We start from the raw sequence: 15,347 nt of genomic DNA, 5'->3' as shown, positions 1-15,347 counted from the left end.
TCCGAAGGCTCAGCGCGCCGGCGCCCGCACCTTCGGCTTCGACTCCGTCACCGCCGGCAGGTTCGCGTCGAACCAGTCCAGCGTGCGCAAGAGCCGGTCCTTCTGGTGCTCGGGCTTGCGCAGGCTGTGGCCCTCATCCGCGTAGATGACCAACTGGGTCTTCACGCCCAGGGTCTTCAGCGCCTTGTGGAACTCGTAGCCCTGCGACGCGGGGACCTCCAGGTCCCTCTCTCCGTGCAGCACCAGCGTGGGCGTCTTTACCTGCTTCACCCCGTTGATGGGCGACGAGCGCGTGTACACCTCCGGCTCGTCGTACACCGTCGCTCCGAAGTACGGCAGCATCCATGAGTCGATGTGGTTCGTGCCGTAGTAGCTCTGCCAGTTCGCGATGCCCGCGCCCGCCACCGCCGCCTGGAAGCGCTGCGTCCGCGTCACCGCCCACATCGTCAGGAAGCCGCCGTAGCTCCACCCCGTGATGCCCTGCCGCGCCGGATCCACCGGCGCCGACGCCAGCACCGCGTCCAGCCCCGCCAGCACGTCGTTGAAATCCCCGAAGCCGAAGTCTCGGCGGTTCGCCTGCACGAACGCTTCACCCTGTCCGTAGCTGCCTCGCGGGTTGGGCATGAACACCGCGTAGCCCCTCGCCGTGAACAACGCCGTCTGCGGATTGAACCCTGGCAGCACTCCCGCCGCCGGTCCTCCGTGCACCACCGTCACCATGGGCGCCTTGCGTCCGGACGCGTCCGGCACCGGCAACACCAGCCAGCCCTGCACCGGCTGCCCGTCGCTCGTCCACGTCACGCTGCGCACGTCGCCCACCGTCACGCGCACGTCCGAGTTGAGGCGCGTCACCTGCTTCCACGCCCCCACCGGCCCCGTCCACAGCTCCGGCGCCTGGGTGATGGCGTCGCGCACCACCGCGCTCGTCACTCCGTCCTTCCCCAGCGACACCTTCACGTGCTCCGGGCCCTTCCACAACGACTTCACTTCTCCGCCGCCCGAAGCCACCGCCATCAGCGCGGCCTCGCCCTGCGCCTGCGCCACGAACACCAGCCGCTCCGCCGTGGGCCAGAAGAGATCCGTGGCCGTCGCCTTCAGCCCCTCCGTCACGTTCCGCGCGGGCGGCACCTTCGTGGGCAGCTCCGCCTTCTCCCCGAAGCGCACCTTCGCCGCCAGCCGCTCCGGCACCGACACCACGAGCACGTCCCCACCCGTGTTGCCCTCGTCGCTCATCAGTCCCTCGATGAACGCGAGCTGCTGGCCGTCCGGACTCCACGCGGGCTCCGCCACCTGCCACCTGGGCGTGTGCAGCAGCGACGTCTCTCCCGTCCCCGCCTCCACCGCGTACACCCGCGCGCTCCACCAGTTCGCATCCCCCGGTGGCTTCGAGGCCGTCACCGCCACCCGGGCGCCATCCGGACTCCACGCGTACTCGTGGATGAACAGACCCGCGGGTGACACCCACCGCAGCCGCGTGTCCTCCACCGTCACCACCGCGAAGCGCTTCACCGGCGGGGACGCCTGCACCACGCCCGTCTCGCGCGCCGCCGGCCCCCGGGGCCCCAACGCGTCCTCCGCGCCCTCGATGACGAGCAGCCCCACGGACTTCCCATCCGGCGACCACTTCGGCGACGCCAGCACGCCCTTCACCGTGGTGAGCCGCCGCGCGGGCCCGCCCGTCCCCGATGCGTCCGCCATGTAGAGCTGTTTCGCCCGGCCCTCGCCCGCCGTGGAGAGGAACGCGAGCTGCCGGCCGTCCGGACTCCACGACAGCGAACCTTCCGCGCACTGCGCGCCGTCCTTCGACGCGGTGACGCGCACCGGCGCCCGCTCCGGATGCGCCAGCTCCCGCACCTGGAGCCGCGCGGCCTCCGCGGTCCCCGGCACCGACTCCACCCAGGCCACCCGCGTGCCGTCCGGCGACAGCGCCACCTCGCGGATCCGCACCAGGCGCTGGAGCGCGTCGTACGTCGCGCTGGCCTCCACCCGGACGGGCGCGGGCGTGGGCCCCGCTCCGAACGCCAGCGCGCCCCACACCCAACAGCCCACCGCCACAGCCAGGCTTGCCGCTCGCATCCGCCGCCTTCCGAAAAGCACAGGAGGGCGGAGTCTAGCGGACCTCCCGCTCAGTGCAGCTGCGTGGGCAACATGGGCAGCCCGTGGAAGAAGCGCCGCCCGCTCTCGAAGCGATGGTGGAACGTCACGCGCTGATCCAGGTACAGCCGCGCCATCTCCTCCTCGCCGTACGCGCGGAAGAACGCGGCGCGTGCTTCATCACAGGCCCGCTCGTACTCCACGCACAGCGCCTCCCAGTCCTCCGGCGGAAGCTCCCCCTCCGGCCAACCCTCGCCGGTGAGGCCGTACTCGCGCTCCATCGCGTCCAGCTCGCGAGCCCGCATCCGCACGCGCGGATCCTCCGCGATGGCCTCGTCCGCCATCGCCGTGAGGATGTGCGCCACCAGGAAGAAGCCTGCGTCCGGCGGCACCGCGCCCGCGTCCCGCGCGCCCCGGAACGTCACCAGCAGCTGCGCGTCCATCTCCTCGCCGCCCAGCTCCGCCAGCTTCGCCGCCAGCCCGCGCCACCGGGCTTCCGTCTCGAGGGCCTCCCGCCGCACCCCTTCCAGCTCCTGCTCACCCATCTTTTTCATGGTGTCCTCTCCCGGCCCGCGAAAGTCCCTTCCCACGAAGGTTCCCATCCACGTCTGACGCTCGGGCCCGGCAAACCGTGCTGTCCCCTTTTTCCACGACGTCCCGGCGCGTCAGGTGCACGACGCCCGAGCGCGGCGCCGTCGCGTTGCGGACGCGCAACCGTGCTCGGGGGGACGGACGGCCTGGCGGCCAACCCGGGCGTTTCGGGGCTGCCGGGGTGACGAACCACAACGCCGGTGATTGCGTGCGGCCAGGCCCCTTCGCGGCGCCGGGTGTCACCCGCAGGACGCTTGAGCGAGGCCCGGACCCGGCGCGCACACTTGGAGGCCGACAGTGGTTGCCGCCGGGCGCGGGATGACGCATCCGCAAGGCATGGGGCCCGAAGCCGGTGGCCCGCCCTGGGGAGCCCCACCGGTGTCCGAGCCCGTCGTCCCGCCGCAGCTGAAGTCCCAGGTGTCGCCCCGCACGGTGTTCACCGTGTGCCTCGTGGTGCTGGGGGTGATGGTCCTGGTGGTGCTCGTCGCCAAGACGCGCGTGGCGCTCACGCTCACCGGCATCGCCGCGCTCATCGCGCTGTCGCTGGAGCACGGCGTGTCGCGGCTGGAGAAGCGCGGCCTCAAGCGGTGGCTGGCCATCGCCGTGGTGCTGTTCGGGCTGTTCGTGGCCACCGTGGCGCTGGGGCTGCTGGTGATTCCGGACCTGGTGACCCAGGTGGACGCGCTGGTGACGCAGTGGCCGCACCTGTGGAAGCAGATGCGCGGCACCGGCATCTTGCGCGCGCTCAACCAGCGGCTTCAGAGCCTGGGCTGGAACGAACGGCTGGAGGAGGCCACGCCCGCGCTCGCCGGGCCCCTGCCCGCGCTCCTGATGAGCGCCATTGGCGGCGTGGTGGGCCTCTTGGGCGGCATCCTCACCGTCTTCTTCCTGGTGGTGTTCATGCTGGTGTTCGGCGGCGGCGTGCTCAAGCGCCTGCTGGACCTGGCACGCCCGGACCACCGGATGCGCTACGTGCGCGTGCTGCGCAACGTGTACAGCGCGACGGGCGGCTACCTGTCCGGCATCACCCTCATCTGCGCCATCAACGCCACGCTCACCACCACCATGCTGGCGGTGCTGGGCATGCCCTTCTACCTGCCCCTGGGCGTGGCCAGCGGCTTCTCCAGCCTGGTGCCCTACGCGGGCCCCATCATCGCGGGCGGCATCATCACGCTGCTCACGCTGGCCACCGGAGGCCTGTGGAAGGCGCTCGCGGTGTTCATCTACTTCCTCCTCTACGGTCAGCTGGAGGGCAACGTGATGGCGCCGCTCGTGTTCAAGCGCACCGTGCACGTCAACCCGCTCGTCACCCTGCTCGCGGTCCTCTTCTGCGTGGAGCTGGCGGGCATTGTCGGCGCGGTGGTGGCCGTGCCCGTGGCGGCCACCCTGCAGATCATCGTCCGCGAGGTCCTCCTCTTCCGCCAGGAGCGCCGCGCCGCGGCCGTTCTTCCAGAGCCCTGACGGGCCGAGCCCCGATGACCGACTCTCCCCTCCAGCTCCTCGTGACGCACGGCTCTGGCCCGCTGCTCTTCCTGGTGCTCGTGGCGGGAGGCCTGGGGCTGCCGTTCCCGGAGGACCTGGTGCAGCTGGCGGCGGGCGTGCTCTCACACCGGGGCGCGATGCCGCTTCCGGCCGCCATCGCGCTGTGCTTCACGGGCGTGCTGTGCGGGGACACCGTGCTCTTCTTCACGGCGCGCCGGCTGGGGCAGGCGCTCTACACGCACCGGCGCACGCGCCGCCTGTTCCCGCCCGAGCGCCGCGAGCGCATCCAGGGCCTGTACGCGAAGCACGGCTCGCGCGTCGTCTTCGTGGGCCGGTTCATGTCCGTGCTGCGCGTGCCGGTGTTCGCCATGGCCGCCGCGGAGGGCATGCCCTTTCGCCGCTTCCTCCTCTGGGACGGGCTGGCGCTGTGCCTGAGCTCCCCCCTGGTGGTGACGCTGGGCTACCTGGGCTCCGCGAGCGTGGACCGCGTGGCGAAGGGCGTGGGCCGCGTGGAGCACTTCGTCGCGCTGGCCGGCGTGGCCGCGCTGCTCGTCGTGCTCGCCGTGCGGCATGCCCGCGAGAAGCGACAGCCCCGCTCGGCCCCTTGAATTCCGTGGGCGGCGGTCCCCGCCACCCCACCCGGGGTCGAAGCAAGCAAGCTCACACTTGCGCTTGATGCACCGGCACGCGCCGCGCGAATCCGCTATCAACCAGACGGTTTCCCTGGACGAACATCCGAGGCCTTATGACTCCCCCCCACCCCTCCCAGGCCGGTTCCACGGCGGTGTCGTCCACGGGAAGGGGAATGGACTGGCTGTCCGGCGGCGGTGAGATGGGGCGGTTGATCCGCTCCATGGACTGGTCGAAGACGCCGCTCGGGCCGGTGGAGACCTGGCCGCAGAGCCTGCGCACGACGGTCAGCCTGTGCCTGTCCTCCACCTTCCCCATCCTCATCGCGTGGGGACCGGAGCGCGTGCAGCTCTACAACGACAGCTACCGGCCCATCTGCGGCGCGAAGCACCCGGAGTCCATGGGCCAGCCCTTCCGCGACTGCTGGGCCACGGCACTGCCGGTGGTGGGCGGCGTGTTCGAGAAGGCGGGCACGGGCGTGGGTTCCTACATCGAGAACCAGCGCATGTTCCTGGACCGGTACGGCTACCTGGAGGAGGCCTTCATGACCTTCTCCTTCAGCCCCATCCGCGACGAGTCCGGACGCGTGGGCGGCCTCTTCCACCCCATCACGGAGGTGACGGAGAAGATGCTCAGCGCGCGGCGCACGCAGACGCTGCGCGAGCTGTCCGCCCTCTTGGGCAAGGTGAAGACGGTGGAGGACATTGGCGCCGCGCTGCCGCGGTTGCAGCAGGACGCCGCGCTCGACGTGCCCTTCCTCCTCTTCTACCGCCGCGACGAAGCGGCTCCGCGCGTCCAGTGGGTGAGCGGCATGGGCCTGCCCCCGGGCACCGCGTGGAGCCCGGAGGAGGCCGGGCTGGACGGGCCGTGGCCCTTCGCCACCGCGGGCGCGGAACCCGTGGACGTGCCGCGCGCGCCGCTGGACCCGGGCCTGACGATGGGGCCGTACGAGGAGCCGCCGACGCACGCGCGCGTGCTGCCCATCCACCCGGCCGGCATGGCGGAGCCCTTCGGCTACCTGGTGGCCGGCGTGAGCCCCCGCCGCGCCATGGATGACACCTACCGCGGCTTCTACGAACAGCTCCAGGCCGCGCTCACCACGGCGGTGGTCAACGTGCGCGCCTACGAGGCGGAGGCGCAGCGCGCGGAGGCGCTGGCGGCCATCGACCGGGCGAAGACGGCGTTCTTCTCCAACGTGTCGCACGAGTTCCGCACGCCGCTCACGCTCATCCTGGGGCCGCTGGAGGAGTCGCTCGCGGACGCGTCCGCGCCCCTGCCGCCATCGCAGCGCGCGCGCCAGGAGCTCACCCATCGCAATGCCCTGCGCCTGTTGAAGCTGGTCAACTCGCTCCTGGACTTCTCGCGCATCGAGGCGGGCCGGGTGAAGGCGAGCTTCCACCCCACGGACCTGGCGCGGCTCACCGAGGACCTGGCCAGCGTCTTCCGCTCCGCCATGGAGAAGGCGGGGCTCCAGTACACCGTGGAGACGCAGGACGTGGGCGAGCCCGTCTACGTGGACCGGGACATGTGGGAGAAGGTTGTCCTCAACCTGCTCTCCAACGCGTTCAAGTTCACGCTCCACGGCGGCGTCACCGTGCGGCTTGAGCGCGAGGGGACGCGGGTGCGGCTCACCGTGCGGGACACCGGCACCGGCATCCCGGAGGCGGAGCTGCCGCGCGTGTTCGAGCGCTTCCACCGCGTGGAGTCCTCGCGCGGGCGCACGCATGAGGGCACCGGCATCGGGCTGGCGCTCATCCAGGAGCTGGTGAAGCTGCACGGCGGCACGTTGGGCGTCCACAGCGTGGAGGGCGAGGGCAGCACCTTCTTCGTGGAGCTGCCGCTGGGCCGCGCGCACCTGCCCGCCGAGCAGGTCCAGGAGGACGATGGGACCCCGCACGCGGGCAAGCTGGGGTCCGCCTTCAGCGAGGAGGCGCTGCGCTGGCTGCCGGACGCGCCTGAGTCCCTCCCGCCGCCGGGCATCGAGCAGGAGCTGGTGGGGGTCCCCAGCGGCGCCACGGTCATGGAGGACGCGGGCGCGGGGCTCGTGCTGCCGGCGAGGCGTGGGCGCATCCTCGTCGCGGACGACAACGCGGACATGCGCGGGTACGTGAGCGGACTGCTGGCGTCGCACTGGAACGTGCGCGCGGTGGCGGACGGCGAGGCGGCCTTCGAGGCGGCGCTCGAAACGAAGCCGGACCTCATCCTCAGCGACGTGATGATGCCCCGGCTGGACGGCTTCGGCCTGCTCCAGAAGCTGCGCGGCGACGCGCGCACGCGCGGCATCCCCTTCATCATGCTGTCGGCGCGCGCGGGAGAGGAGGCCCGCATCGAGGGGCTCCAGGCCGGCGCGGACGACTACCTGGTGAAGCCCTTCTCCGCGCGCGAGCTGCTGGCGCGCGTGGACAGCCAGCTCCAGTTGGGGCGGGCCCGGCAGCAGCTCTCCGACTTCTTCATGCAGGCCCCCGCGGCCATGTGCGTGATGTCGGGCCCGGACCTCCTCTTCACGGTCATCAACCCCATGTTCGCGAACCTGATGGGCCGGGACATGCTGGGCAGGCCCGCCCGAGACGCGCAGCCGGAAGGGGGCCACGGCGTGCTGCTCCAGCACCTGGAGCGCGTCTACCGCACCGGTGAGCCCTTCGTGGGCCGCGAGATACCGGTGCGCCAACCGGACGGCCAGGGCGGCCTCAAGGAGCTGCTGCTGGACGTGGACATCCACACCCAGCGAGACGGCGAGGGCCGCATCCAGGGCCTGCTCGTCGCCGTGCAGGAGGTCAGCGAGCGCACCCGCGCGCGCCAGCAACTGGAGGCCGTCACGCATGACCTCCAGCACGCGCTGGCCGCGCGCGACACCTTCCTGGGCGTGGCGTCTCACGAGCTGAAGACGCCCGTCACCGCGCTGCTCCTGCACCTGGAGATGACGCGCCGGCGCCTGTCTCCCACGCGCGGCGCCCCCCCCTCCCCGGAGAAGCTCCTGGCCGCGATGGAGTCCGCGCTGAGGCAGGTGGAGCGGATGTCGCGGCTGGTGGACGAGCTGCTGGACGTCTCACGCATCCGCGCGGGCAAGCTGGACTTCCACATGGAGGAGAGCGACCCGATGGAGATGGTCCACGAGGTCCTCGACACCTTCCGCGAACAGATGGAGCAGGCCGGCTGCATCCTGGAGTTGCGGGCGGAGCTGGGCCTGCGTGTGCTGTGGGACCGCTCGCGCATGCAGCAGGTGATGACGAACCTGGTGTCCAACGCCATCAAGTACGCGCCGGGCACGCCGCTGCGCATCGGGTTCGCCAGGCGCGGCGAGCGGCTCATCCTCTACGTGTCGGACGGCGGCCCGGGCATCCCGCCCGAGCACCAGGCCCGCGTCTTCGAGCGCTTCGAGCGCGGCGGCCCGCCCCGCTCCGTGCACGGACTGGGGCTGGGCCTCTTCATCGCCCATCAAATCGTCGAGGGCCACCACGGCAAGATGGTCCTGCAAAGCGCCGCTGGCGAGGGCGCCTCCTTCTTCATCGACCTGCCGCTCCCTCCGCGGGCCCAGGCCTGAGCGCGCGCCTTCAGTGCGCGACGCTCGGGGGGCTCACCGGACCGGGCAGGATGTTCTGGTTCACGTGGAAGAGGTTCCGCGGGTCGTAGCTCCGCTTCACCTCCACCAGGCGCGCGTAGTTGTCGCCGTAGGTGGCCTGCACGCGCTCCTGGCCCTCCTCCATCATGAAGTTCACGTAGGCGCCGCCCGCCGAGTACGGGTGCAGCGCGCTCCAGTACTCCTTCGCCCAGGTGGAGATGTCCGCCGCCCGCTCCGGTGATGGATCCACCCCGACGATGACCTCCGACCAGCGCGCGTCGCGGAAGCGGAAGGCCGTGTCATGCGGACCCACGCGGTGCGCCGCCCCGTCGATGGGGTACAGGTGCATGGTGGACTGCATGGACGGCAGGCGCTCGGCGAAGGACACGTGCTGCTCGATGGCCGCGTCCGGCAGCTCTCGCACGAAGTCCGCGCGCCAGTACCACTGGTGTCCCGGCGGATAGAGCGCGTCGAAGGCGGTCTGCAGCATCGGGAAGGGCATGGGCATCACGCCGTGCAGCGCGGGCTTGAGCGCCAGCACGGGCGCGAACAGCTCGCCCGCGCGCGCGGGGTCGCCCGTGTAGCACCACACCACGCCGCACATCTTCTGGAGGTGGAGCTCCTCCGGGAAGGGCGGCGCGGGCGGCACGGTGATGAAGGCGAAGAAGCCGCTGAGGTCCTCCGGCGCGGCCGGGAGGAACTCGCGATACCAGCGCATCACCTCCGGCGCGCGGTCCAGGGGCCAGAGCGTGGGGCCACCGATGATGGTGTCCACGGGGTTGGCCCGGAAGAGGAACGACGTCACCACGCCGAAGTTACCGCCCCCGCCGCGCACCGCCCAGAACAGGTCCGGGAACTTCTCCTCGTTCGCGGTGACGAAGCGGCCGTCCGCGAGCACCATGTCCACGGCGAGCAGGTTGTCGATGGTGAGCCCGAAGCGGCGCGTGAGGTATCCCAGGCCGCCGCCCAGCGTGAGCCCGGCCACGCCCGTGGTGGAGATGATGCCGGAGGGCACCGCGAGCCCGAAGGCATGGGTGGCGTGGTCCACGTCCCCCCAGACGGCGCCGCCCGCGACGCGCACCGTGCGGGCCTCGGGGTCCACGCGCACGCCGCGCATGCGGGACAGGTCGATGACCAGTCCGTCATCCACCAGCCCCAATCCGCCGCCGTTGTGGCCGCCGCCGCGCACGGCCAGGGGCAGCTTGCGCTCGCGGGCCAGGGCCACCGCGGCGATGACGTCCGCCACGTCCGCGCACCGGGCCACCATGGCCGGGCGCTTGTGGATCATCGCGTTGTACAGCTGGCACGCCTCCGCGTAGTCGGCGTCCCCCGGTTGGATGAGCGCGCCGCGCAGCTGCGCCCGGAACATCTCCACGCTGTCCGGCGTCAGCCCGGCGGGCAGGCCGGGGCCTGTCTGCGGACGGTGGGTTTCGAGTGTCACGGCGGTTCCCTCCTCCAGAGCCGGCACCGGCACGGCGCCTGACTCAACGGATGCGCACGGTGACGGCCTCGCAGCACCAGAAGGCAGGAGGGGGCTGCCCGGCACGCGCCGGTGGGCGGGTACGGACGCAGCGCTCCGCCACTCCGCCACCCGGAAGGGACGGCTCAGCCCGCCGCCACCTCGCGCAGGCTGTCCTCCACGCCCGCGAGCAGCAGGTCCAGGTCCGCGTCCGGGATGTTGAGCGCGGGCGCGATGTAGACGGTGTTGCCCATGGGGCGCAGATAGAGGCCGCGGCGGCGAGCGGCCTCGTAGACGCGCCAGCCGCTGTCCGCGAAGTAGCCTCCGCCGCCCAGGTCCACCGCGCCCACCATGCCCACCGCGCGCGGGCGCACGAGCCCGGGGAGGGTGGCGGCCATGCGCTCGAAGGCGGCCTTCACGCGAGGCGCCTTGCGCCGCACCTGCCCCAGCACGTCCTCGTCGCGGTACACGGCCAGCACCTCGCGCGCCACGGCCGCGCCCAGCGGGTTGCCACAGTAGGAGTGCCCGTAATAGAGCGCCCGGTCCTTCGCCCCCAGGAACCCCTGGAAGATGCGCTCCGAAGCGAGCGTGGCGGCGAAGGGCAGCATGCCCCCGCTGAGCGCCTTGGCCAGGCACAGGAGGTCCGGCACCACGCCGGCCAGGTCCACCGCGAAGCGAGCGCCGGTGCGGCCCATGCCGGTGAAGACCTCGTCGGCGATGAGGAAGGTGTCCACGGCGCGGGTGGCCGCGCGCACCTCGCGCACGAAGTCCGGCGACGACATCCACATGCCCGCCGCGCCCTGGAGCACGGGCTCCAGGATGACGCCGGCGATGCCGTCCGGATCCGCCGCGAGCGCGGCCTTCACCTCGGCCAGGGCGCGCGCGTGGCCGTCGGGTTCAGCGGGGGACGGCACGTGCACCACATCGAAGAGGAGCGGGCCGAACACATCGCGGAACTCGTGCACGCCGCCCACGCTGGTGGCGCCAATCGTCTCGCCGTGGAAGGCGCCGGTCAGGGTGATGAAGCGGGTGCGGCGGGGGCGGCCGTTCTGCGCCCAGTACTGCGCGGCCATCTTGATGGCCACCTCCACCGCGGTGCTGCCGTTGTCCGAATAGAAGACGCGCGACAGCTTCTGCTCCGAGGGCACGTCCGCCCGGTCCGCGCCCGGAGCCAGCGCGGTCAGCTCCGCGCCCAGTCGGGCCGCGGGTCCGTGCGTGATGCCCGCGAGCGAGACGTGGGCCAGGCTGCCCAGCTGCTCGGTGAGTGCGTGCACGAGGCGCGGGTGGCGGTGTCCCAGGGTGGACACCCACCACGAGCCGTTGGCGTCCAGGTAGCGCCGTCCGTCCGCGTCATGGAGCCAGACCCCCTCCGCGCGGACGATGACGAGCGGGTCCGTCTTCGCGATGTACTGCTCCATCGCGGTGTAGGGGTGCCAGACGTGCTGCTTGTCCAGTCCGACGAGGGTTGCCCGATCCACGGTGGAAGCTCCTGGGCGCAAGGGGAGTGAAGCCCGGGGTGACGCGCCGCGTGCCCTTCTGCCCTCCCCGGGGACGGCCCGCAACGTCGCGGTGCGACACGAGGGACGGAGGCGAATGGGTGGCCGCACCGGGCCTTATCCACCAGCGGACAGGCGCAAGGATGGGACGCTCAGTGGCGTGCGTCCGGGACGGGACGGTGGGGCCGGTCCGCTGCCAGTGACATGGGGAGCGCTGACATTGCCATGACAGGGGGGGTGTTAGCCCTGTGTCTGTCATCACGGGAGAGTCATGGCCATCGTCATCTTCTTCATCAGTCACTGGCTGCTCTGCGTCTTCTTCCAGAGCTTCTTCCAGCACCGTTACGCGGCGCACCGCATGTACAGCATGGGGCCGCGCACGGAGAAGGTGATGCACCTGCTCACCTACCTGGTGCAGGGCTCGTCGTACCTGTCGCCGCGCGCCTACGCCATCCTGCACCGCGAGCACCACGCGTACTCGGACACGGAGAACGACCCGCACTCGCCGCACTACTTCAAGGACGTGCTGCGGATGATGTGGCACACGAAGGAGCGCTACACGGGCATCCTGGCGCGCCGGATCCAGCCGGAGCCGCGCTTCGAGGGTGGCTATCCGGAGTGGAAGCTCGTGGACGAGACGCTGGGCCAGTCCTGGTTCGCGGTGCTGGGCTGGGTGGCGCTGTACACGGCGTTCTACGCGACGTTCGCGACGTCGCCCTGGCAGTTCCTGCTGTTGCCGGTGCACTTCGTGATGGGGCCGGTGCACGGCGCCATCGTGAACTGGTGCGGGCACAAGTACGGCTACCGGAACTTCAAGGGCGCCGACAAGTCGCGCAACACGCTGCCGGTGGACGTGCTGTGCATGGGTGAGCTGTTCCAGAACAACCACCACAAGTACGGCAGCAGCCCGAACTTCGCGGCGCGCGCCTTCGAAATCGACCCCACGTGGCAGGTGATGCGCGTGCTGTCCAAGCTGGGCGTCATCCGCATCACCACGCCCCAGCGCGCCGTGTACCCGGAGCCGCGTGAAGTGGCCCGCCAGAGCGGCGCTGGAGCGCAGGTGGCCTGACGCGAAGGTCCAGACTTGAAGCAACGCGGGGGAGCCGTCCGGCAGGGACTGCTCCCCCGTGGTGTTCCTCAGCCCTGCTGGAGCGCGGCGGCCAGCGTCGTGGTGGGCCGGCCGATGAGGCGGCTCAGCGTGCGGCGGGTGTCGTTCAGGTCGCCCCGGGCGATGCCTTCGTCGGAGTTCGCCAGCACGTCGGCGTAGCCCTTGGGCAGGCCCGCCTGAATGAGCGCGGCGGCGAAGTCGGCCGGTGGCAGGTCCTGGTAGGGCACCGTCTTGCCGGACTGGCGTGACAGCTCCGCCGCGTACTCCGCCAGCGTGAAGCCGGTGTCGCTCGCGAGCTCATACACCTGGTTCTCATGGCCCGTGCCGGTGAGCACGGCGACAGCGGCGTCCGCGTAGTCCTGACGGGTGGCGGGAGCGACACAGCCGTCCTTCGCGCAGCCCCGGAGCACGCCCTGCTCCAGCGTCCGCTTCGCGGCCTCCGTGTAGTTCTCCAGGTGCCAGCCGTGCCGCAGGAACACGAACGGGAGCCCTGACGCGCGGATGGCCTCCTCCGTGTACAGGTGCTCTGGCGCCAGCACCATCCGCGACGTGTCCGCGTGCAGGATGCTCGTGTAGGCCAGCAGCTTCACGCCGGCCTTCTTCGCCGCGTCCACCACGGTCTGGTGCTGCTTGCGGCGCTGGCCCACCTCGCTGGAGGAGATGAGCAGCACCGTGTCGCCGAGGGAGAACACGCCGTCCCAGGTCTCCGGGTGGCTGTAGTCCGCCTGGCGCACCTGCACGCCACGCGCGGCCCACTCCGCGGCCTTGTCTGGATTGCGAACCGCGACCGCGACCTGGCTCGCGGGGACCTTCTTCAGCAGTCCCTCGATGACGAAACGGCCCAACCGGCCCGTGGCTCCTGTGACGACGATCATGGCTGCCTCCGTGTTTCGCGTAGCAGGGAGCATTCCAAGCCCCCGGACATCCCTGCTCTACCCCCCGGGCCGGCGCGGTCCCAAACCTGTCCGACCGTCGGACAGGCTCGTGCAGTGCGCCGCTGGTTACTCAATGAGCTTCGTGGTCAGGACCTTGTACCGCGTCAGTTCATTGCCATCTTCGGGTCCCTCTTCCATCTCGACGTGGAAAGAAGCCTTCATCTTGGCGCCAAACGCGTTCACGTAGGTGAATGGGCCCTCGACGCGGTAGCGATTGTCCGCCAGCCGGGTCAACTTGAAGCTGGTGCTGCTCCAGCCGCAAAGCGGAAAGTCGACTTCGTTCTTGACCCTCGCTTCCACGGCTCTCTGGGCAACCAAGCAGAGCTTGAGTCCCGTGGCTTCCTTTGCCGCCTCCGCGCTCGCCTGCTTTTGACGCTCCAGAGCTTTTGCGCGGTACTCTTCGACTGCGGCTACAAGTTTCGGATGGAGTTCCTCCGGGTAGCGCTCGTCGGGTCCGTCAACTGACTTGATAAGTGCGAACTTGGCCTTGTACTCGGGCTCTCGAAGGGAGCCCCTGTCGGTAAGGCTCAGCTCCATGAACCCGTCAGTCGAGTTCGCCTCGAGGTAGCCGCTCACGAGCACCCACGCGCCGACCTTCAGCGACGCCAGGAAGTCCGCGTCCCTTTGGGTGTGAGGGGTGCTGTGCTTCAGGACGGCCTTGACCTGGCATGGAAGGCGCAGGTCCAAAGACACATCAGCCGCGCCAGCGGACACACGCTCAACCTGCGCGCTCCATCCAATGAATGCCCCGCCAGCGACAGCGGACAGCAGCGCGGTCTTCCGTGTCTGCCGCGAGCTTTCAATGGCTCTACCCTTGGCCATCTCGTTTTCGAGGTCGTCCGCCTTTTCGTATTCGGCGCGCGCCAGGTCGATCGCTTCGCAGACTCGGGCCTCGGATTGCGGGAGGCGTGTGTAAGGAGGGGATTTGGTGCAGGCGCCGAGAAGAAGGACCGGGAATAGCAGTTGGATGGCACGCATAGGGCCAGAGCCTACTGGTGGGCGATCGTGCTGCTCAATTGTCACGCTCTACCTCGCCAGGTGGATGCGATAGGCCGCGTCGTCCGGATGCTCCGACAGCACCAGGGTCCGGACCTGTGCCTTCTCACGTGGCCTCGCCAGGGCAGCTCAGCCGCCTTGTCGGACTCGGCTGTTATGACCGGGTTCTGCACGAGCACTGAAGTGCAGTCAGGAGTCATGAGCGATGGGCAACCGCTGGTGGGCGGTGCTGTGGCTGGGGCTCCTTGTCATGCGAGGAGCGGCCACGGCTTCGCCCGACTCCGAGGCTTCAGTCCCCGAGGAGCCGCCCCGGTCCTGGTCTTCGCTGGCACGGCTGGAGGTGACGACTCTGACGTTCCAGCCGCGCGCGAATGTGGGCACGGATGAAGGGTTCGTGCAGGTGGAGCCGACCCTCATTCTCGACGGAGGCGCGGAGTTCGGCCTCAACCTGGGTGCTCCGGTGCGGCTGCGTCTGTGGGGGGAACGGAAAGGCACGAGCCTCGTGAGGAGGGAGGACTGGGACAGTCTCTCGGACTGGGGACAGGTGGTGCGCGGCCTGAAGCTGGGCTCGAACAACGTGCCCGTGGGCATCTGGTTTGGCGCGCTGGAGTCCTACAGCCTGCTGTCCGCGCACCTCGTGCGGCGCTACTCCAACCGGAGCAATCCCGACTACCACCCGGCGGGAGGACTCCTCACCGGCACGCTGGGCCCTCTCTACACGCAGGCGTTCGCCTCGGATGTGCTGGGCGCACGCCTCATGGGGGCGGAAGTCGCGCTGGACATGGAGCACATCCTCTTCGGCCAGCCCCGCGAGCCGGGCCGCTACACGCTGGCGCTCTCCGCTGTGCACGACTGGGGGCAGGCCGGAGCGTGAGCCTGGCCCGGTTCCGTGGACACCCGAGATGTGATGGAAGGAGCACGGGATGTCCGCGACTGACGAAAAGCAGAGGAAGCCCCGCAGGCCGCGCCGGGAGTTCACGGCGGAGTACAAGGCCGG

10 protein-coding genes and 1 pseudogene are annotated in these 15,347 nt (G+C 70.5%); 5 read left to right on the top strand and 6 right to left on the bottom strand.

The features are described from left to right. Nucleotides 1-9 precede the first annotated feature (9 nt). Together D7X99_RS29335 and D7X99_RS29330 are read right to left on the bottom strand one after the other, a co-directional pair. Entirely contained in the window at nucleotides 10-2,076 is a 2,067-nt protein-coding gene (locus tag D7X99_RS29335) for a S9 family peptidase (RefSeq protein WP_121780671.1), read from the bottom strand. A 50-nt stretch (nucleotides 2,077-2,126) separates the two neighbouring features. Next, nucleotides 2,127-2,648: a hypothetical protein gene (locus tag D7X99_RS29330; RefSeq protein ID WP_121780670.1), complete on the bottom strand. Its 522-nt coding sequence runs from the start codon at nucleotides 2,646-2,648 to the stop codon at nucleotides 2,127-2,129. A gap of 415 nt (nucleotides 2,649-3,063) precedes the next feature. Here D7X99_RS29330 and D7X99_RS29325 point away from each other — a divergent pair, with 415 nt between their 5' ends. The 3 genes from D7X99_RS29325 (at nucleotide 3,064) to D7X99_RS29315 (ending at nucleotide 8,338) form a co-directional block, all read left to right on the top strand. Then, nucleotides 3,064-4,146: an AI-2E family transporter gene (locus D7X99_RS29325; protein WP_121780669.1), complete on the top strand. Its 1,083-nt coding sequence runs from the start codon at nucleotides 3,064-3,066 to the stop codon at nucleotides 4,144-4,146. A gap of 14 nt (nucleotides 4,147-4,160) precedes the next feature. Further along, nucleotides 4,161-4,775 carry a DedA family protein gene (locus D7X99_RS29320; RefSeq protein ID WP_121780668.1) on the top strand — a complete coding sequence of 205 codons (615 nt, stop codon included), beginning with the start codon at nucleotides 4,161-4,163 and terminating at the stop codon, nucleotides 4,773-4,775. Between the two features lie 197 nt (nucleotides 4,776-4,972). Further along, nucleotides 4,973-8,338 carry an ATP-binding protein gene (locus D7X99_RS29315; protein WP_233613809.1) on the top strand — a complete coding sequence of 1,122 codons (3,366 nt, stop codon included), beginning with the start codon at nucleotides 4,973-4,975 and terminating at the stop codon, nucleotides 8,336-8,338. 10 nt (nucleotides 8,339-8,348) lie between these two features. Here the strand turns inward: D7X99_RS29315 and D7X99_RS29310 are convergent, their stop codons facing one another. Next, nucleotides 8,349-9,797, bottom strand: coding sequence for an FAD-binding oxidoreductase (locus tag D7X99_RS29310; RefSeq protein WP_121780694.1), 1,449 nt, complete (start codon nucleotides 9,795-9,797; stop codon nucleotides 8,349-8,351). Between the two features lie 164 nt (nucleotides 9,798-9,961). Continuing rightward, nucleotides 9,962-11,293 carry an adenosylmethionine--8-amino-7-oxononanoate transaminase gene (bioA, locus tag D7X99_RS29305; RefSeq protein WP_121780666.1) on the bottom strand — a complete coding sequence of 444 codons (1,332 nt, stop codon included), beginning with the start codon at nucleotides 11,291-11,293 and terminating at the stop codon, nucleotides 9,962-9,964. Nucleotides 11,294-11,582: 289 nt separating this feature from the next. Between bioA and D7X99_RS29300 the strand changes: the two genes are divergently transcribed. Further along, nucleotides 11,583-12,380 carry an acyl-CoA desaturase gene (locus tag D7X99_RS29300; RefSeq protein WP_121780665.1) on the top strand — a complete coding sequence of 266 codons (798 nt, stop codon included), beginning with the start codon at nucleotides 11,583-11,585 and terminating at the stop codon, nucleotides 12,378-12,380. Between the two features lie 68 nt (nucleotides 12,381-12,448). On the opposite strand, the gene D7X99_RS29295 is transcribed toward D7X99_RS29300, so the two are convergent. Then, nucleotides 12,449-13,294, bottom strand: coding sequence for an SDR family oxidoreductase (locus D7X99_RS29295; RefSeq protein ID WP_121780664.1), 846 nt, complete (start codon nucleotides 13,292-13,294; stop codon nucleotides 12,449-12,451). A 126-nt stretch (nucleotides 13,295-13,420) separates the two neighbouring features. Next, nucleotides 13,421-14,332: a hypothetical protein gene (locus D7X99_RS29290; protein WP_121780663.1), complete on the bottom strand. Its 912-nt coding sequence runs from the start codon at nucleotides 14,330-14,332 to the stop codon at nucleotides 13,421-13,423. Nucleotides 14,333-14,600: 268 nt separating this feature from the next. On the opposite strand from D7X99_RS29290, the pseudogene D7X99_RS29285 reads away from it, so the two are divergent. Continuing rightward, a pseudogene (locus tag D7X99_RS29285) lies at nucleotides 14,601-15,218 on the top strand (hypothetical protein); the annotation flags it as partial. Nucleotides 15,219-15,347 lie beyond the last annotated feature (129 nt).

The sequence above is a fragment of the Corallococcus sp. AB032C genome, assembly GCF_003668935.1.
Taxonomy (GTDB): Bacteria; Myxococcota; Myxococcia; order Myxococcales; family Myxococcaceae; genus Corallococcus; species Corallococcus exiguus.
The sequence above is the reverse complement of the archived record's forward strand: the minus strand, read 5'-3'. Positions and strand labels throughout refer to the sequence as shown.